Origin of the sequence: Acidovorax sp. SRB_14, from assembly GCF_012932145.1 — a bacterium.
Taxonomy (GTDB): Bacteria; Pseudomonadota; Gammaproteobacteria; order Burkholderiales; family Burkholderiaceae_C; genus Simplicispira.
In genome coordinates this window covers 1-18,725 of the sequence record NZ_MWOK01000001.1, presented here as the reverse complement: position 1 = coordinate 18,725, position 18,725 = coordinate 1, and the positions used below count along the sequence as shown (strand labels likewise).

The 18,725-nt window shown below is 67.1% G+C and carries 13 protein-coding genes and 1 tRNA gene; 11 read left to right on the top strand and 3 right to left on the bottom strand.

Going from position 1 to position 18,725, the window contains the following annotated elements:
* Positions 1-71: 71 nt before the first annotated feature.
* The 4 genes from B2J86_RS00070 to B2J86_RS00055 are packed head-to-tail and all read left to right on the top strand — an operon-like array spanning position 72 to position 4,007.
* Entirely contained in the window at positions 72-1,166 is a 1,095-nt protein-coding gene (locus tag B2J86_RS00070) for an NAD(P)/FAD-dependent oxidoreductase (protein ID WP_173024417.1), read from the top strand.
* Positions 1,163-2,137: a tRNA glutamyl-Q(34) synthetase GluQRS gene (gene gluQRS, locus B2J86_RS00065; protein ID WP_169633135.1), complete on the top strand. Its 975-nt coding sequence runs from the start codon at positions 1,163-1,165 to the stop codon at positions 2,135-2,137. The genes B2J86_RS00070 and gluQRS overlap by 4 nt, the downstream gene beginning before the upstream one ends.
* A complete protein-coding gene (gene trmB, locus B2J86_RS00060; protein WP_371735940.1) occupies positions 2,134-2,922 on the top strand; it encodes a tRNA (guanosine(46)-N7)-methyltransferase TrmB in 789 nt (262 codons plus the stop codon). Before gluQRS ends, trmB begins: the two co-directional genes overlap by 4 nt.
* Positions 2,923-2,948: 26 nt before the next feature.
* Complete coding sequence (locus B2J86_RS00055) at positions 2,949-4,007, top strand: GGDEF domain-containing protein (protein ID WP_173024415.1); 1,059 nt, start codon at positions 2,949-2,951, stop codon at positions 4,005-4,007.
* Positions 4,008-4,094: 87 nt separating this feature from the next.
* On the opposite strand, the gene alaS is transcribed toward B2J86_RS00055, so the two are convergent.
* The gene (gene alaS, locus B2J86_RS00050; RefSeq protein WP_173024414.1) at positions 4,095-6,722 is read right to left on the bottom strand and encodes an alanine--tRNA ligase; all 2,628 of its coding nucleotides are present in this window, start codon (positions 6,720-6,722) and stop codon (positions 4,095-4,097) included.
* A gap of 147 nt (positions 6,723-6,869) precedes the next feature.
* Here alaS and B2J86_RS00045 point away from each other — a divergent pair, with 147 nt between their 5' ends.
* From B2J86_RS00045 to B2J86_RS00020, 6 genes are all read left to right on the top strand, one after another.
* Positions 6,870-8,357 (top strand): NAD-dependent succinate-semialdehyde dehydrogenase, encoded by a 1,488-nt coding sequence (locus B2J86_RS00045; protein WP_254067937.1) that lies wholly within the window; start codon positions 6,870-6,872, stop codon positions 8,355-8,357.
* A gap of 193 nt (positions 8,358-8,550) precedes the next feature.
* Positions 8,551-8,624: transfer RNA gene (locus tag B2J86_RS00040), tRNA-Gly, on the top strand.
* A 181-nt stretch (positions 8,625-8,805) separates the two neighbouring features.
* A complete protein-coding gene (locus B2J86_RS00035) occupies positions 8,806-12,312 on the top strand; it encodes a response regulator (protein WP_216842267.1) in 3,507 nt (1,168 codons plus the stop codon).
* Positions 12,313-12,325: 13 nt separating this feature from the next.
* A complete protein-coding gene (locus B2J86_RS00030; RefSeq protein WP_169168508.1) occupies positions 12,326-13,162 on the top strand; it encodes a protein-glutamate O-methyltransferase CheR in 837 nt (278 codons plus the stop codon).
* The gene (locus tag B2J86_RS00025) at positions 13,162-13,758 is read left to right on the top strand and encodes a chemotaxis protein CheB (protein ID WP_371736013.1); all 597 of its coding nucleotides are present in this window, start codon (positions 13,162-13,164) and stop codon (positions 13,756-13,758) included. The genes B2J86_RS00030 and B2J86_RS00025 overlap by 1 nt, the downstream gene beginning before the upstream one ends.
* A complete protein-coding gene (locus tag B2J86_RS00020) occupies positions 13,755-14,915 on the top strand; it encodes a hybrid sensor histidine kinase/response regulator (protein WP_173024412.1) in 1,161 nt (386 codons plus the stop codon). The genes B2J86_RS00025 and B2J86_RS00020 overlap by 4 nt, the downstream gene beginning before the upstream one ends.
* Here the strand turns inward: B2J86_RS00020 and B2J86_RS00015 are convergent.
* Positions 14,892-15,263, bottom strand: coding sequence for a response regulator (locus B2J86_RS00015; RefSeq protein ID WP_169168505.1), 372 nt, complete (start codon positions 15,261-15,263; stop codon positions 14,892-14,894). The genes B2J86_RS00020 and B2J86_RS00015 overlap by 24 nt on opposite strands.
* Positions 15,264-15,414: 151 nt before the next feature.
* On the bottom strand, positions 15,415-16,329 hold the full coding sequence (locus B2J86_RS00010; protein WP_173024411.1) for a pseudouridine synthase: 915 nt from the start codon (positions 16,327-16,329) through the stop codon (positions 15,415-15,417).
* Between the two features lie 230 nt (positions 16,330-16,559).
* On the opposite strand from B2J86_RS00010, the gene B2J86_RS00005 reads away from it, so the two are divergent.
* Positions 16,560-18,725: AsmA family protein (locus tag B2J86_RS00005; RefSeq protein ID WP_173024410.1), on the top strand; the 2,166-nt coding region annotated here is incomplete at its 3' end.

Below are 18,725 nucleotides of genomic sequence, written 5' to 3'. Positions count from 1 at the left end.
GTTACGCGGCCATCGATGGCTCGCACCCCACACGTCTTTAGACTGCCGCATCCCTATCCCGAAAGGCCGCCATGCCCCCCCGCTCCCCCGCTTCCGCCACCCGCCCCCGACGTCCCCGTGCACCCAGCGCTGCGCGCCATTTCGCTGTCATCGGCGCCGGCATCGCCGGTATCGCCTGCGCCCGCACACTGGTACAGGCCGGGCACCGGGTCACGGTGTTTGAAAAATCCGACCGGGTGGGCGGACGCACGGCCACGCACGACACGCCGTTTGGCGGCTTCGACGCCGGCGCGCAGTATTTCACCGTACGCGACGACCGCTTCGCGCAGGCCCTGGCCACGGTGCCCGGCGTGTGCCGGCCCTGGAGCGCCACCACGGTGCGCGTGCTCGACGCGGCCGGGCGCGTGGCGGCGGCGAGCCAGCCGCCCAACGAAGCGCACTGGGTCGCCTGCCCCGGCATGGACGCCCTCGTCGGCGCCTGGGCACAGCCGCTGCAGCAGGCGGGCTGCCTGCTCACCGGCGCCCGGGTAGTGTGCATCGAGGCCGACCCCCTGCGCCCCCGCGGCTGGCAGGTCTGCACCGAAAGCGACGACGGCTCCCAGCAGGTGGTGGCCGGCTTCGACGCCGTGCTGATGGCGCAACCGGCCACGCCCGCACGCGCCCTGCTGGTGTCGTCCGACCTCTACACCCCGCTGGCCGATGCCCTGGCCGATGTGTCCATCGCCTCCTGCTGGACGCTGATGCTGGCCTTTCCCCAGGCCGTGCGTCCGGGCCTGACCACCCTCGGCCCGCAGTGGAACGCCGCGCGCAGCACGCACCACCGCATCGCGTGGCTGGCGCGGGAGTCGTCCAAGCCCCAGCGCAGCAGCGTGGAGCGCTGGACCGTGCAAGCCAGCCCGGCCTGGTCGGACGAGCACCTGGAAGACAACGCCACGCGCGTGCAGGACAAGCTGCTCAAGGCCTTTGCCGAGGTGACCGGCATCCGCGCCACGCCCAGCCACGCGCAGGTGCGCCGCTGGCGCTATGCGCAAACCCAGCAGCCGCTGGGTCGCAGCCACCTGTGGGATGCCGATGCGCAGCTGGGCGCCTGCGGCGACTGGTGCCTGGGCCACCGGCTCGAAGACGCGTTCATCTCCGGACTGGAACTGGCCCTCGCGGTCGCATGACGCCGGCGGGCTACGTGGGGCGCTTTGCGCCCTCGCCCACCGGGCCGCTGCACGCGGGCTCCCTGGTGGCGGCGCTGGCGAGCTGGCTCGATGCGCGCGCATGGAACGGCGGGCACGGCGGCCGCTGGCTGGTGCGCATCGAAGACGTCGACACCCCCCGCTGCGCGCCCGGTGCTGGCGAACACATCCTGGCCCAGCTGGCCGCCTGCGGTCTGCACCCTGATGCGCCGCCGCTGTGGCAGTCCACGCGCGCCGCGGCCTACCAGGGCGCGCTGGACCGACTGTGCGCCAGCGGCCTGGCCTACCCCTGCGCCTGCTCGCGCAAGGACATCGCCGCCGCCCACGCCGCGCGCGGCCGGGCCCAGCAGCGCCACGTCGAGCACCCCTATCCGGGCACCTGCCGCCATGGTCTGCACGGGCGCAGCGCGCGCGCCTGGCGCTTCAACACCACAGATTTTTGGCCAAAACAGCCTCTAAGCCTTATGGATCAAGCGCAAGCAGCTATCCATAACGAAGCGCCGCAGGTGCTGCACTGGCACGACCGGCGCCTGGGCGCGCAGCAGCAGGACGTGGTGGCCAGCGTGGGCGACTTCGTGCTGCGCCGCGCCGACGGCCTGTGGGCCTACCAGCTGGCCGTGGTGGTGGACGACGCCGCGCAGGGCATCACCCACATCGTGCGCGGCGAGGACCTGGCCGACAACACACCGCGCCAGATCCTGCTGCAGCGCGCCCTGGGCGCGCCCACGCCGCAGTACCTGCACACGCCGCTGGTGCGCGCGGCAGACGGCGAAAAACTCTCCAAGCAGCATGGTGCGCCGCCGCTGGACCTGCAGCGGCCGCTGCAGGCGCTGGCGGCCGCGGCGGCCGTGCTGCAACTGCCCGCAGTGGCGCATCCCGACAACACCACGGTGCCCCAAGCGCTGGCGCAGTGGTGCAAGGCCTGGGCCGGTCTCTACAATCTCGCACCGTGACAGAACTTCCCTCCCCCTCCGCCCCGACGGGCACGCCCCCCGACCCCGACGCCGCTGCGCGCGCTACCCCTGTGGCGCCCGCGCCCAGCGAAGGCGTGACCCCGGCCGGCGTGGCCCACCCCAAGACCATCAAGAGCTTCGTGCGCCGCGCCGGCCGCACCACGACCGGCCAGGCCAAAGCCTTCGAAGACCTGGGGCCGCGCTTCATCCTGCCCTACCGCGCCCAGCCGCTCGACGCCACCGCCGCCTTTGGCCGCTCCGCGCCACTGATCCTGGAGATCGGCTTCGGCATGGGCGAGGCCACAGCCCACATTGCCCGCGTGCGCCCCGACGACAACTTCTTGTGCTGCGAAGTGCACGAACCCGGCGTGGGCGCACTGCTCAAGCGCCTGGGCGAGCAGGGCCAGACCAACGTCCGCATCGTGCAGCACGACGCAGTCGAGGTCATCGACCACATGCTCGCGCCCGCCAGCCTGGACGGCGTGCACATCTTCTTTCCCGACCCCTGGCACAAGAAAAAGCACAACAAGCGCCGCCTGATCCAGCCGCCGCTGGTGGCCAAGCTGGCCGCGCGCCTTAAGCCCGGCGGCTACCTGCACTGCGCCACCGACTGGCAGCCCTATGCCCAGCAGATGCTGCAGGTGCTGTCGCAAGAGCCGCTGCTGGCCAACAGCGCAGAAGGCTACGCACCGCAGCCCGGCTACCGGCCGCTTACCAAGTTCGAGAACCGCGGCCTGCGCCTGGGCCACGGCGTCTGGGACCTGGTGTTCATACGCAGCCGCTGAGCGCACCCCCCCCTGCCCGCCCCGCCATGACGCACCTCCTGCAGAACCTGGTCGAGATGACGGGACACCGCGACCATCTGCGGCTCGAAGCGTCGGTGATGGCCACGCTGCACAAGCTCACCAGCGTCGTCGAGGTGCGTGCGCTGGAAGTCTTCCAACGGGAGGGTGAAACCTGCCTGCGCCCGCGCAGCTGGATGGAAAACGGCCAGTGGGTGTCTACCGAAGCCGAGGCGCAGGCCGATGCACGGCGCCAGCCGCTCACGCACTTCCCGGCACTCCAGGCCTGCTTCGAGGCGCGCACAGAGCATGCGCGCTCGGCGCCCCAGAAGGGGCGCTATGTGGTCTGGCTGCCGGTGTGGGTGCACGACCAGGTCACCAGCTGCCTGGAGGTGAGCCAGTCGCGGCCGATTTCGGCCCACCGGCTCGATGTGCTGATGGGCATCTTCAACGTCTACAAGAATTACCAGAGCCTGCTGGACTACAGCGAACGCGATGCGCTGACCGGCCTGTTCAACCGCAAGACCTTCGACGAGCAGTTTGCGCGCCACGCCTCGTGCGGGGATGAGCGCGCTCGCGCGCCCCAGTCCGCCCCCGGTGCGCCCGCAGCACTGCCCGAGGGCGGCGGAAACCGCGAGCCGCTGCGGCAGTGGCTCGCCGTGATCGACATCGACCATTTCAAGCAGGTCAACGACCGCTTCGGCCACCTCTATGGCGATGAAGTGCTGATCCTCATGGCCAACCTCCTGCGCAGCTCGTTTCGCAGCCACGACCGCATCTTCCGCTTTGGTGGCGAAGAGTTTGTGGTGCTGCTGCGCGCCACCACGTTGGAGACGGCGCACAAGGTGTTCAACCGCTTCCGCCAGACGGTCCAGGACCACCACTTCCCGCAGGTGGGCCAGGTCACGGTGAGCGTGGGCTTCACCGCGAGCGCGTCGGGCTCTCCGGTCGAAATTCTGGGCCAGGCCGACCAGGCGCTGTACTTTGCCAAGGAAAATGGCCGCAACCAGGTGCGTTTCTATGACGACCTCGTGGCCAGCGGGCACCTGCAGTCGCGCATCAGCCACGAAGACATGGAACTGTTCTGATCTTCCGCCTGTGCTGCGGGCACAAAAAAAGCACCCGGCCCACACCGGGTGCTTCAACCACAGCGGGGCGCGAGCGCCCCGCTCCTTTCAAAGGCGCTCTGCGACCCAGCTGGCCACCGACGCCAGCGCCGCCGGCACGCCCGCCGGATGCATGCCGCCCGCCATCGCCATGTCGGGCTTGCCGCCGCCCTTGCCGCCGACCTGTTGCGCGACAAAGTTGACCAACTCGCCGGCCTTGACCTTGCCCACCACATCCGGCGTCACACCCGCGGCGATCTGCACCTTGTCGCCATCGACGGCGACGAGCACGATAGCGGCGCTCTTGAGCTTGTCCTTGAGCTTGTCCATGGTGTCGCGCAGCGTCTTGGCGTCCGCGCCTTCGAGCCGCGCGGCCAGCACCTTCAGGCCCTTGACATCGACCGCCTGCAGCAGCAGCTCGTCGCCCTGCGAGGACGCCAGCTTGCCCTTGAGCGCAGCCACTTCCTTCTCCAGCGACCGGACCTGCTCCAGCACCTGGCCAACGCGGTTCTGCAACTCCAGCGGATGGGCTTTGAGGCTGCCCGCGGTCGACTGCACGGTGGCTTCGAGCGACTGCAGGTAAGCCAGCGCGTTTTCGCCCGTGACGGCTTCGATGCGGCGCACGCCCGAGGCCACGCCGCTCTCCGCCACGATCTTGAACAGACCGATGTCACCGGTGCGGCCGACGTGGGTGCCACCGCACAGCTCCTTGCTGGAGCCAATGCTGAGCACGCGCACGGTCTCGCCGTACTTTTCGCCAAACAGCATCATGGCGCCGGTCTTCTGCGCCGATTCCATGTCCATCTCGCTGGCATCGGTGGCCTGGTTGGCGAGGATTTCGGCGTTGACGCGCGCTTCGATCTCGCGGATCTGCGCGTCCGTCACAGGCGCGTTGTGCGCAAAGTCAAAGCGCGTGCGCTCGGCGTTGACCAGGCTGCCCTTTTGCTGCACATGGCCGCCGAGCACTTCGCGCAGCGCCTTGTGCATCAGGTGCGTGGCGCTGTGGTTGCGCACGGTGGCGGCGCGCAGCGCGGTGTCGACGCGCGCGCTGACGTGGTCGCCGACGTTCAGCGTGCCCTGCTCCAGCGTGCCATGGTGGCCGAACACATCGGCCTTGATCTTGAGCGTGTCGCCGACGGCAAAGCGGGCCGAGCCGCTGACCAGCTCGCCCTGGTCGCCGACTTGGCCGCCGCTCTCGGCGTAGAACGGGGTGCTGTCGAGAACCACCACGCCGTTTTGACCGGCTTTGAGTGCTGCAACGCTGATGCCATCTGCGTAGAGTGCTACGATTTTTGAAGCATCCTGCTCCAGTTGCGCATAGCCAACGAAGGCATTGCCACTGCCGGCGTACTCGAGCGCCCGGTCCATCTTGAACTTGCCGGCGGCGCGCGCCTGGGTTTTCTGCTTTTCCATGGCCACGGCAAACCCGGCCTCGTCCACGCGCAGCCCGCGCTCGCGGCAGACGTCGGCCGAGAGATCGAGCGGGAAGCCGTAGGTGTCGTGCAGCTTGAAGGCCACGTCGCCCGGCAGCACCTGCACACCGTCGGCCAGCGCCGCGTCCAGGATCTGCATGCCGACTTCGAGCGTCTCGAAAAAGCGCTCTTCCTCGGCCTTGAGCACAGCCGTGATGTGCGCCTCCTGCGCGCGCAGCTTGGGGTAGGCGTCGCCCATCAACCGGGCCAGCTCGGCCACCAGCTTGTGAAAGAAAGGCGTCTTCTTGCCCAGCAGGTAGCCGTGGCGGATCGCGCGGCGGATGATGCGACGCAGCACGTAGCCGCGGCCTTCGTTGGACGGGTTGACGCCGTCGGCCACTAGGAAGGCGGTCGCGCGGATGTGGTCGGCAATCACGCGCAGGCTCTTGTGGTCCAGATCCTGCACGCCGGTCTCTCGGGCGGCGGCCTGGATCAGGGCGGCGAAGATGTCGATCTCGTAGTTGCTGTGCACGTGCTGCAGGATGGCGGCCAGGCGCTCCAGACCCATGCCGGTGTCCACGCAAGGTGCGGGCAGCGGCGTGACCGAGCCGTCCTCGGCCATGTTGAACTGCATGAACACGTTGTTCCAGATCTCGATGAAGCGGTCGCCGTCTTCATCGGGGCTGCCTGGCGGGCCGCCGGGGATGTGGTCGCCATGGTCGTAGAAGATCTCGCTGCACGGGCCGCAGGGGCCGGTGTCGGCCATCATCCAGAAGTTGTCGGACTTGTAGCGCCCGCCCTTGTTGTCGCCGATGCGGATCACGCGCTCGGGCGGCAGGCCGATTTCTTTCGTCCAGATGTCGTAGGCCTCGTCGTCCTCTTCATAGACGGTGGCCAGCAGGCGGTCGGCCGGCAGCTTATAGACCTCGGTCAGCAGCTCCCAGGCCCATTTGAGTGACTCGCGCTTGAAGTAGTCGCCAAAGCTCCAGTTGCCCAGCATCTCGAAGAAGGTGTGGTGGCGCGCCGTGTAGCCCACATTTTCCAGATCGTTGTGCTTGCCGCCGGCGCGCAGGCAGGCTTGTACCGAAGCTGCGCGCACGTAGGGGCGCCTGTCGGTGCCCAGGAACACATCCTTGAACTGCACCATGCCCGAGTTGGTGAACATCAGCGTCGGGTCGTTGCCCGGCACCAGCGAGCTCGACGGCACCACGGTGTGGCCCTTGGAGGCAAAGAAGTGCAGAAAGGTCTTGCGGATGTCGGCAACGGTGAATGTGGGGTGGCTCATGGTGTGTAGATATGGTGTGCACGGGGCCGGCAGGCTCGGGGGCAACCGCAGATTATAGGTTTGGCCCTGTCGCCCAGGCTGCTGTACGCGGGGGCCTGAAAAGCTATCCTCATGGGCTTGTTTCCTCTTTATCGCGGAGCCCACGCAATGCCCACCACGTCCCCCCTCGCCCAGCTCAAAGACCCCAGCCTGCTCAAGACCGACGCGCTCATCAACGGCCAGTGGGTCGCGGGCGCCAGCCGCTTCGCCGTGCACGACCCGGCCACCGGCTTGAAGTTGGCCGACGTGGCCAACCTGGGCGGCGCCGAGGCCGAGGCCGCCATTGCTGCCGCCAACGCCGCCTGGCCGGCCTGGCGCGCCAAGACTGCCAAGGAGCGCAGCATCCTCCTGCGCCAGTGGTTCGACCTGCTGATGGCGAACCAGGACGACCTCGCCCGCATCATGACCGCCGAGCAGGGCAAGCCTTTCCCTGAGGCCAAGGGCGAAGTGGCCTACGGCGCGAGCTTCGTCGAGTGGTTTGCCGAAGAGGCCAAGCGCGTCAACGGCGAGACCCTGCCGCAGTTCGACAACAACCGCCGCCTGATGGTGCTGAAAGCGCCGATCGGCGTGTGCGCGGCCATCACGCCGTGGAACTTCCCGCTGGCCATGATCACGCGCAAGGTGGCGCCCGCGCTGGCCGCCGGCTGCCCCGTCGTCATCAAGCCGGCCGAACTCACGCCGCTCACGGCCCTGGCCGCCGCCGAGCTGGCCGTGCGCGCGGGCATCCCGGCCGGCGTGCTCAACATGCTCAGCGCCGACGCGGCCCACTCGATCGCCATCGGCAAGGTGCTGTGCGCCAGCGACGTGGTGCGCCACATCAGCTTCACGGGCAGCACCGAAGTCGGCCGCATCCTGATGGCCCAGTCGGCGCCCACGGTCAAGAAAATGAGCCTGGAACTTGGCGGCAACGCACCCTTCATCGTGTTCGACGATGCCGACATCGACTCCGCCGTCGAAGGCGCCTTTGCCAGCAAGTACCGCAATGCGGGCCAGACCTGCGTGTGCACCAACCGCTTCTACGTGCAGGAAGGCGTCTACGACCAATTCATCGCCAAGTTCGCGGCCAAGGTCAAGACCGCCAAAGTCGGCAACGGCTTTGACGAAGGCGTGAACCAGGGCCCGCTGATCGAGGAAGCGGCGCTCGAGAAGGTGCAGCGCCATCTGGATGACGCCGTGGCCAGGGGCGGCCGCGTGGTGGCGGGCGGCAAGCGCCTGTCCACGCTGGGCAGCGGCCAGTTCTTCGAGCCCACGGTGCTGGCGCACGCCACGCCCGACATGCTGTGCGCGCGCGAGGAAACCTTCGGCCCGTTCGCTCCCGTGTTCCAGTTCAAGACCGAGCAGGAGGCCATTGATGCGGCAAACGCCACCGAGTTCGGCCTGGCGAGCTACTTCTACAGCCGCGACGTGGGCCGCATCTTCCGCGTGGCCGAAGCGCTCGAATACGGCATGGTGGGCATCAATGTCGGCATCCTGGCGACCGAGCATGTGCCGTTCGGCGGCGTCAAGCAGTCGGGCCTCGGGCGCGAAGGCTCGCACCACGGCATGGACGACTATGTCGAGATCAAGTACCTGTGCCTGGGCGACATCCAAAAATAGACTGAACCGCTCTGCTTTTGATAGCTTTCAGCGCTTTATTCATAAACCCTGGAGTAAAAAAACACTTCGCATTTCGCGCATCCCCGCCAGCCAGTCCGCGGCGGCAGGGTGCGCAAAAGACGCACCCTTGGGCAAACCCTGGGCCGACGGGCTTCACTCCGGCGGGCGCAGGGTGCCTATAATCCGCAGCTTCGCGGGTGTCGTTCAATGGCAGGACTCTTGCTTCCCAAGCAAATAACGTGGGTTCGATTCCCATCACCCGCTCCAGTTTTTGCGCTGCGTGCCCCGATCGGGGGCCACTGGCTGCGGCCCCTCCCGCAGCCGCAGACCGCAGCCCTTTGAAGTGGCCCAGGCCCCGGTGTTCCAACGCCCGCGGCACCAGGCGCACGCACTCTGACAGAATCGACCGCTTGCCACCGCGTCCGATCCACCTGATCTTTGAATGCGCATGACTTCTTCCTCTTCGTCTCTTGTGGCAGACCCAAGCTGGCGCGACCGCAATACTTTTCCCTACCGCCTCCTGGTCTGGTTCATGCTGGCAGCGATGGCCACCGTGCTGATCGCGCTGGTGTCGTACCGTGCTTCCGAAGAGCGCACGCGCTCGGTGCACCAGATGAACCGCTCGGTCAAGGCGATCGACCTGACCCAGCTGGTGCTGCTGTCGCTGCGTGATGCGGAAACGGCCCAGCGCGGCTATTTGCTCACCAACGACATGCGCTACCTGCAGCCCTACCTGGCGACCAAGGAAGGGTTGGCGCAGACCTTCAAGGGTCTGGATGCCCTCGAATGGTCGGAAGCGCAGAAAACGCAGTTGCAGCAGTTGCATGCACTGGCGCAGCAGAAGATGGACGAGCTGGCTGAAACGATCGCCCTGCAACGCGACGGAAAGCGTGACGCGGCAATGGCCGTGCTCGCCACGGATGTGGGCCGCCTGACCATGAACAGCATCCGCACCCTGGTGCGCGAGATGCTCGTCGCCGAGCGCGAGGAATGGGAAAAGCGCCGTCTGCTCTGGGAGGATGCGTCGCGATTTTCCACCGCAGCGACGTGGCTGGGGGCCGCGGTGCTGCTGGTGCTGATCCTGATATCGGCAGTGATCAATGCGCGCGACCACCGGCTGAAAATGCAGCAAAGCTGGATCAAGTCCGGCCTGATGGGCTTGAGCGCACGTCTGCAGGGCGACCTGCGGCTGAACGATCTGGGCCAGCATGCGCTGGATTACCTGGCGCGTTTCATGGATGCCAAGGTGGGCGCGGCCTACGCGGCCGACGGTGCACTGGCGCTGCAGCGCTTTGGCCGCTACGCGATCGCCGAAGCGGACGCGCCGGCCCATATCGCCCCCGGCCAGGGCCTGGCGGGCCAGGTGGCGCAGTCGCGCACCTTGTTGCACCTGCACGATGTCCCGCCGGGCTACCTCACGGTCTCATCGAGCACCGGACGCGGCACACCGGCCGAGTTGACGGTCGTGCCCGCCGTGCAGCGCGACCAGCTGCACGCCGTGCTGGAGATGGGATTTTTTCGCAAACTCGACGCCACCGATCTGGAGTTCCTGGTGCGTGCCGCCGAACTGCTGGCCACGACCATCCGCTCGGCCACCGACCGCTCGCAGCTGGAGGAATTGCTCGAAGAGACGCAACGCCAGTCGGAAGAACTGCAGGCGCAGCAAGAAGAATTGCGCGTCAGCAATGAAGAGCTGGAGCAGCAAAGCCGCATCCTGCAAGACTCGCAGGCGCAGATGGAAACCCAGCAAAACGAACTGGAGCAAAGCAACCATTTCCTGGAAAAGCAGACGCGCCAGCTCGAGCGCCAGACCTCCGAACTGCTGCGGGCCCAGGAGGCCTTGTCCGAAAAGGCGCGCGACCTGGAAGCGGCCAGCCAATACAAGAGCGAGTTTTTGGCCAACATGAGCCACGAGCTGCGCACACCGCTCAATTCGAGCCTGATCCTGGCCAAGCTGCTGGCAGACAACAGGACCGGCAACCTGACGGACAGCCAGGTGAAGTACGCCCAAACCATTTCGGCGGCCGGCAACGACCTGCTGCGGCTGATCAACGACATTCTGGATTTGGCCAAGATCGAGGCGGGGCAGGCGACGGTCACGCCCGAACCGGTGGCGCTGGCGCGCACGGTGCAGGCACTGGTCGAGCCGATGGTGCCCCTGGCAGAAGAAAAGCACCTGGCGTTGCGCTGGACCGTGACGCCAGGCGTGCCCGAGCGCATCGACACCGATCCGCAGCGCCTGGGCCAGGTGATCAAGAACCTGCTCTCCAACGCCATCAAGTTCACCAGCCACGGCGAAATCACCGTGCGGGTCAGCGCGCCGACAGATGCCAGCGTCTCGTTTGCGGTCAGCGACACCGGCATCGGCATCCCTGCGCACCAGCAGCAGCTGATCTTCGATGCCTTCCGCCAGGCCGATGGCAGCACCCACCGCAAATACGGCGGCACCGGGCTGGGCCTGTCGATTTCCCGGAACCTCGCGCACCTGCTCGGCGGCCACCTCACGGTGCACAGCGTGCCGGGTGAAGGCAGTGTCTTCACCCTGACCCTTCCCACGACGCTGGTGGTGGCCGACCACGCGGAGGCGATGGCAGAGGCCCCTTCGCCCGCAACCGCGCCCCCCGCGTCGGGCGCGCAGCCTCCCGTGCCGGCGCAACGCGCGGCGGCCTCGCCAGCCTCGGCGCCGCCTGCGCTGGCGCCCTCCCCTGTGCCCGCGCCTGCCGCCGGCAGCGGGGCCCTCGACGACCGGGAGCACAGAGACCCGCGTGCCCGCACCATCCTGGTGGTGGAGGACGACGTGCGGTTTGCCCGCATCCTGCATGAGCTGGCGCACGAGATGGGTTTTCAGTGCCTGATGGCCGCCAGCGGCAGCGACGGCCTGGCCGCGGCCCTGCAGTACCTGCCCGACGCTGTGGTACTGGACGTGAACCTGCCGGATTTTTCGGGCCTCGGCGTACTCGACCAACTCAAGCGCAACCCGCTCACGCGCCATATCCCGGTGCACATGGTGTCCGTCGCCGACTATGCCCAAGAGGCCATGGGACGCGGCGCCGTCGGCTACGCGCTCAAGCCGGTCAAGCGCGAGGAACTGGTGCATGCATTCCAGCGCCTGGAGGCCAAGTTCACGCAGGTGCTGCGCCGCGTTTTGGTGGTGGAAGATGACGAAAACCAGCGCGAGAGCATGCGCGAGCTGCTCGGCAACGGGGAGGTGGAGATCGTGGGCGCAGAAAATGCGCAGCGTGCGCTGGAGCTGCTGCGCAGCACCACCTTCGACTGCATGGTGATGGACCTGAGCCTGCCCGACATGAGCGGCTACGAGCTGCTCGAACAGATGGCCGAGCAGGAAGACGTCGCCTTCCCTCCGGTGATCGTCTACACCGGGCGTTCGCTCTCGCACGGGCAAGAGCAGCAGCTCAGGCGCTTCTCCAAATCCATCATCATCAAGGACGCGCGCTCGCCCGAGCGCCTGCTCGACGAGGTCACGCTGTTCCTGCACCAGGTCGAGTCGACGCTGCCGGCCGACCACCGGCGCATGCTGCAGGTGGCGCGCGACCGCGACGCATCGCTCGAAGGGCGCACGGTTCTGGTGGTGGAGGACGATGTGCGCAATGTCTTCGCGCTCTCGAGCGTGCTCGAACCGACCGGCATTCGGGTGGAGATCGCACGCAATGGCCTCGAGGCGCTGGCCGCGCTGGAGCGCTCGCAGGCGCCGCAGGGCACGCCGGTCGATCTGGTGCTGATGGACATCATGATGCCCGAGATGGATGGCTTTACCGCCATGCGCGAAATCCGCAAAAATGCGCAGTGGCGCAAGCTGCCGATCATTGCGCTGACCGCCAAGGCCATGAAAGACGACCAGGAAAAATGCCTCGCGGCAGGCGCCAACGACTACATCGCCAAGCCCCTGGACGTGGAAAAGCTGCTGTCTCTGGTGCGGGTGTGGATGCCCAAATAGCAGGAAGAGCGCATTGCCGCACCGCAAAACGACCACCCTCGACATCGAGCAGCGCCTGCTGATCGATGCGATCTACTACAAGTACCATTTCGACTTTCGCGGCTACGCACAGGCCTCGCTCAAGCGGCGCCTGCAGGCCGCCTTGGTCCATTTCGGCTGCAAGACCGTCTCACAATTGCAGGACAGCGTTTTACACGACCGCGAGACCTTTCCCGCGCTGCTCGAATACCTCACGGTCCAGGTGAGCGAGATGTTCCGCGACCCCGGCTATTTCCGCGCCTTGCGCGAGCAGGTGGTGCCGCTGTTGCGCACCTACCCTTCGCTCAAGGTCTGGGTGGCCGGCTGCAGTGCGGGCGAAGAGGTCTATTCCCTGGCCATCCTGCTGCGCGAAGAAGGCCTGTTGGAGCGCTCCCTCATCTACGCGACCGACATCAACCCCGCGGCCCTCAAGAAGGCCGAAGCCGGCGTCTATGACATTGCGCGCATTCCGGCCTGCGCCGAAAACCATGTGCGCTCGGGCGCGCGCTCCTCGCTGTCCGACCATTACAGCGCCGCCTACGGCCGGGTCGTGTTCGACAAGTCCCTGCGCCGGCACATGGTCTTTTCAGACCACAGCCTGGCCACCGACAGCGTCTTTTCAGAAGTGCACCTGGTGTCGTGCCGCAATGTGTTGATCTACTTTGACCGCGACTTGCAAGACCGTGCCCTGGGGCTCTTCAAGGACGCGCTGTGCCGCAAGGGATTTCTGGGGCTGGGCTCCAAGGAGTCGCTGCTTTTTTCATCGCATGCAGCTGCGTTCGACAACTTCGTGCCGAAAGACCGCATTTACCAAAAGAAGGCTGTGCTGTGATCCCCCGATTGCCATCTGATTCTGCGTTCAAGGCCATTGTCATCGGTGGCTCCGCAGGCAGTGTCGAGGCGCTGGGCATCTTGCTGCCCGCACTGCCGGCGACATTGCGCGCATCCCTGCTGGTCGTTCTGCACCTGCCGCGCGAGCGTCCCAGCCTGCTGTGCACCATTTTTCAAGGGCGCTGCGCCTTGCCGCTGCGCGAGGCCCAGGACAAAGAGCCCATTGCGCCCGGAACGCTGTACTTTGCACCGCCGGACTACCATTTGCTGGTGGACACCGGGCCAGCCCTGGCCTTGTCGGTCGATGCGCCTGTGCACTATTCCCGCCCTTCGATCGATGTGCTGTTCGAGTCGGCTGCCGACATCTATGCGCGACAGCTCATCGGCATCGTGCTCTCGGGCGCCAACGAGGACGGCGCGCGCGGCCTTGCTGCAGTGCACGGCGGCGGCGGACTGGCCCTGGTGCAAGCCCCTGCCAGCGCGCCCATGCGCACCATGCCCGAGGCCGCGCTGCAACGCACCGCGGCGAGCCAGGCCTTGGAGCCGCAAGCCATTGCGGCGCTGTTGACGTCTTTGCATCTGGAGGGAAGCCTGTGACATACCGCAGCGCGGAACCGGCAGCACCCCCGTCTCCGCGGGTCAAATGCCTGCTGGTCGATGACACCGAAGAAAACCTCACGGCGCTCGAAGCCGTGCTGCAACGCAGCGACATCGAGATCCTCAAGGCCAGCTGCGGCTCCGAAGCCCTGGAACTGCTGCTGCAGCACAACGACGTGGCACTGGCCCTGCTCGATGTGCAAATGCCCGAGATGAATGGCTTCGAGCTGGCAGAACTGATCCGCGGCAGCGAACGCACGCGCCACGTGCCGTTGATCTTCATGACGGCCGGATCGCGCGACCAGAACTGGCAGTTCAAGGGCTATGAAACCGGCGCCGTGGACTTCCTCTACAAACCGATCGACACGCATGCGCTGGTCAACAAGGCCAACATTTTTTTCGAACTGCACCGGCAAAAACGCGCACTGGCCCACGAATTGCAGGAACGCACCGAAAGCCTGCGCCTCAACGAGATGTACATGGCCGTGCTCAGCCATGACCTGCGCAATCCGTTGACGGCCATTTTGACGGGCGCCATGGCCCTGCAACGCCCGCTGGCCGACCCGGATAAGCTGCTCGCCCTGGCCCAGCAGATACAGAGCAGTGGCCGGCGCATGGGCCAGATGATCGAAGACCTGCTGGACGTGGCACGCGTTCGCCAGGCCGGCAGCATGCCGCTCAAGCGGGGCCCGGCGTCGCTCGACACCCTCGTGGGCCGCGCAGCCCAGGAACTGCGCGAGGGCGGCACCGGCCGCCGCATCGAAGTGGCTGCGCGCGGTGACCTCGCCGGTGTATGGGACAGCGAGCGCATGCTGCAGGTGGCTTCGAACCTCATCGGCAACGCGCTGCAGCATGGTGTCACCGGCACTGCGGTGCAGGTCACGGCAGACGGCACCGCAGCACACCACGTGGTGTTGACCGTGGACAACGAAGGCGCCATTGCCGAGAGCCTGATGGCGCATTTGTTCAACCCGTTTCGCGAGCGCATCCACCAGCCCGGTCGCCACCAAGGCCTGGGCCTGGGGCTGTACATCGCCCAGCAGATCGTGCTGGCGCACGGCGGGACCATCGAGGCGTCCTCCGGTGACGCACGCACAACGTTCCGGGTGCAATTGCCCCGGATAGCGTGCGAATCAGACGGCAGGGGTGGTTTTTAGGGTAGCGCCGATCTCGGCAAGCAAGGCGTCCAGGTCTTCCAGTTCGAAGGGTTTGACCAAGGCCCGCACGCGCGGCCCCAGAGACGAAAGCGCAGCGCCGAATTGGTAACCCGAGCACAGCACCACCCAGCGGGTCGGGTCTTTGGCCAGCACCTTGCGTGCCAGGTCCGTGCCAGACATGCCCGGCAAACTCACATCGGTGACCAAGACATCGAACGTTTCTTGGGTTTCCAGCTCCAGGGCAGCCTCTGCGGTCGCGCACTTGGTGATGAAGCGCCCTTCCAGCTCCATCAGCATGCCGATGGTCTCTCTGAGTTCCTCGTTGTCTTCGACGTACAGGATGCGCAAGGGAACCTTTCTCAGATGCGTTGAACAGGCCAACCGGGAGCCGCATGGATGCGCAGCAACCCTCTGGCGGCAGAGCCGGCATCTTCGTTCAAAACCCGATGCGGCCTTGTAGGACAAATGGCCGGGCACTGCGTTGGCGGGTGGCGCGCGCTCATCCGGGCAGCGGCAGCAGTTCGCGCGCGCTCTCGAAGCAACGCGCCTGGCCCGTGAGCGGGTCGGTGAATTCCAGTGTTTTCGCCAACAGCTGCAGCGGGCGCGAAAAATCGCCTGCCGGAGGATCGTTGACCACGGGATAGAACGCATCGTGGCGCAGCGGCAAGCCCAGCGCCGCCATGTGCACCCGCAGCTGGTGGCGCTTGCCCGTCACAGGCGAGAGCCGGTAGCGGGCCCACGCGCCCGCCACCTCCAGCACCTGCATGCGTGTCAGGGTATTGGGCTCGCCGCGGACCTCCTGCATGCGAAAAAATTCGGCCCCCTCTTGCATGCAGCTGCGGTGCTCGCGCGGAAAATCGACATCGCCACGCCAAGGCGCTACCGCTTCGTAGTGCTTGGTCATCAAACGGTCGCGAAACAGGCTGTGGTAGGTGCCGCGCGTGCTGCGCTGCACCGAGAACAGCACCAGCCCGGCGGTGTCGCGGTCAATGCGATGCAGGGGCACCAGCGCGGGCAAACCCAGGCGCTGTTTGAGCCGCACCAGCAGCGTCTGGTGCAGGTAGGGGCCGGACGGGGTGACCGGCATGAAATGCGGTTTGTCGGCCACCAGCAGGTGATCGTCCTGGTAGACGATGGTTTCGTCAAACGGCAGCGGCGGCTCGGCAGGCAGGCTGCGGTAGTAGTACAGGCGCAGGCCGGGCTCGAAAGCCCGCTCGGGCGTCACCTGGGTGCCACGCTCGTCCACCACCTCGGCCGCGGCCATGCGCAGGCGCCACTGTTCGCGCCCGACGCGCGGCAAACGTTCGTCCAAAAAATCCAGCATGTTGCCGTGCCCGGTCGGCGGCAGGGCCACACAGCTGGCGGAGACGCCATCGCGCATGGGCAAAACAAAGGGGTGGCTCGGGTTGTGCATTGACCTTGATTCTAGAAGCCCGGCCTTTCCGGGCGCAGACGGCTGGAGGTTCGCTGCTGCGGTAGCACCCGTGCTGCGCCAGGCATCGATACCCGCCCCGTGCCAGCGCGTTGTGCATGTTGTAGGACAAGCGCGCCAATGCGGCCCGGCCGCCGCAGCAGGCCTTCTGCCGCCGTGCGTCACGGGCTAGCATGGCCGCCATCAGCTTTTGTGCCCTCCTCTCCCTGCCCATGCCCCACGCCACCCCGACACCTGCTCCGCCCCCGAGCGCCCCTGCTGCTTCCGCGCGGCCGCCCCACCGTGCCCTCCGCTGGGTGCTGGGCACCGTGGCTGCCGTGCTGGTGCTCCTGGCCGTGGTGCTGGTCGTGCTGTCGCAATGGGACTGGAACCGTGCGCGCCCCTGGATCAACGCCAAAGTCAGCGACACCACCGGCCGCCACTTTGCCATCGAAGGCGACCTGACGGCCCAGTGGCAATGGCCCCAGCCGCTCGAGCCCGGGTGGCAGCGCTGGATACCGGGCGTGACCGTGCATGCCAAACAGCTGGTGCTGGGCAACCGCGCCGACTTGGGCAGGCAGGGGGCGCTCGACCCCGCCGATGCGCGCGCCGCGCCGCCCACGCTGGCCGAGGCCGCCCCGGCGCGCGGCGAAGGGGTGCCACGCGGGGCGGCGGCTGCCCCGCCGGTGCCGGCCGACACGGCCGCAGACACGGCGCCACCGATGGCCACGGCGGCGGAGGCCAGCGCATCGCTGCGGCTGCTGCCGCTGCTCAAACGCACGCTCGCCTTGGGCACGGTGGAGCTGAGCGCGCCCGACGTGGCCCTGGCGCGCCTGGCGGATGGCCGCAACAACTGGACCTTCACACCGCGCCATGCGCCCCCGCAAAGCGCCAACCCCTGGAACGTCACGGTCGATCAATTGCAGGTGAGCGAAGGACAGATCGCCTATGCCGATGGCCTCAAGGACCTGGCGCTGCGCGCCCAGGTGGCCACCATCGCTGAAGCGCCCGCATCCCCAGCCGGCGCCAACGCTCAGGCAGGGGCGGGCGGCGGCCCTGCCCCCGGCGCAGAAGCCGGCGCCCCGCCTGCCCAGGGCGCCGCGCGCTACGGCGTGCAATTCAAGGTCCGCGGGCGCTTTGCCAAGGCCGATCTGGAGGGCCAAGGCAAGGCGGGCGATCTGTTGAGCTTGCGCAACAAGGTCCTCGACTTCCCGGTGCAGTTCAGCGCGCGCGCGGGCGATACGCGGGCCGAGGTGGAGGGCACGTTGACCAACCCCACGGCCCTGGCCGGGATGGACCTGCGGGTGCTGCTGGCCGGTGCGACCATGGCCGACCTGTATGCGCTCACCGGACTGGTGCTGCCCAACACCCCGCCGTACCAGACCAATGGCCGTCTGGTGGGCAACCTGACACCGGAGCGCGCCACCTGGGATTACCAGGACTTCCATGGCAGCCTGGGCAAAAGCGACTTGCACGGGCACCTGACATACACCTCGGGCAAGCCGCGCCCGCAACTGCGGGGCCAAGTGTATTCGAACACCCTGCGCCTGGCCGACCTGGGTCCGGTGCTGGGAACGCCCGCAGGCGCTCCCGCCAAGAACACGCCGCCTCCGCCGCCCGGCAAGGTATTGCCCAGCAAGAAATTTGCCACGGAGCGCTGGAATGCGATGGACCTGGACATTGTGTTTGATGGCCAGAAAATCATCGAATCGGACCACCTGCCCCTCGAGAACCTTAGCGTGCATGCCGTGCTCAACAACGCGCGGCTCACGCTCGAACCGCTGCGCTTTGGCGTGGCGCGCGGCAAGATCGATGCGCAGGTGGTGCTCGACAGCCGCCAGGACCCGCTCAAGGCGCAGGTGCGCGCCACGGTGGATGGGCTGCAGCTCTCGGCGCTGTTCCCGAAGGTGGAGCGCATGCAAAAGAGCCTGGGCCGCATGGACGGCGCCTTTGCGCTCAGCGGCCAGGGCCATTCGGTGGGCCAGATGCTGGGCAGCAGCTCGGGCGAAGCGCGGCTGTATGTGCGCGATGGGACGCTGAGCAAGCAGCTGCTGGACATGGCCGCGCTCAACGTGGGCAGCATCGTCTTCGCCAAGCTGTTTGGCGAAACGCGCGAAGTGCACCTGCGCTGCGCGGTGGCCGACCTGGCCGTCAAGCAAGGCATGGCGCAAACGCGCACCGCCAAGCTCAGCACCGAGGAAGCCATCGTCGAGGCGGTCGGCACGGTGGACCTGGCGCGCGAGCACATCGACCTGCGCGTCAAGCCCGAGTCGCTCCAGTGGAAATTCTTTTCGCTGCGCACCCCGCTGTATGTGCGCGGCTCCTTCGCCAAGCCGGACGTGGGCGTCGAGCCTGGGCCGCTGCTGTTGCGCGCCGGCGCGGCGGTGGCCGCCGCTGTG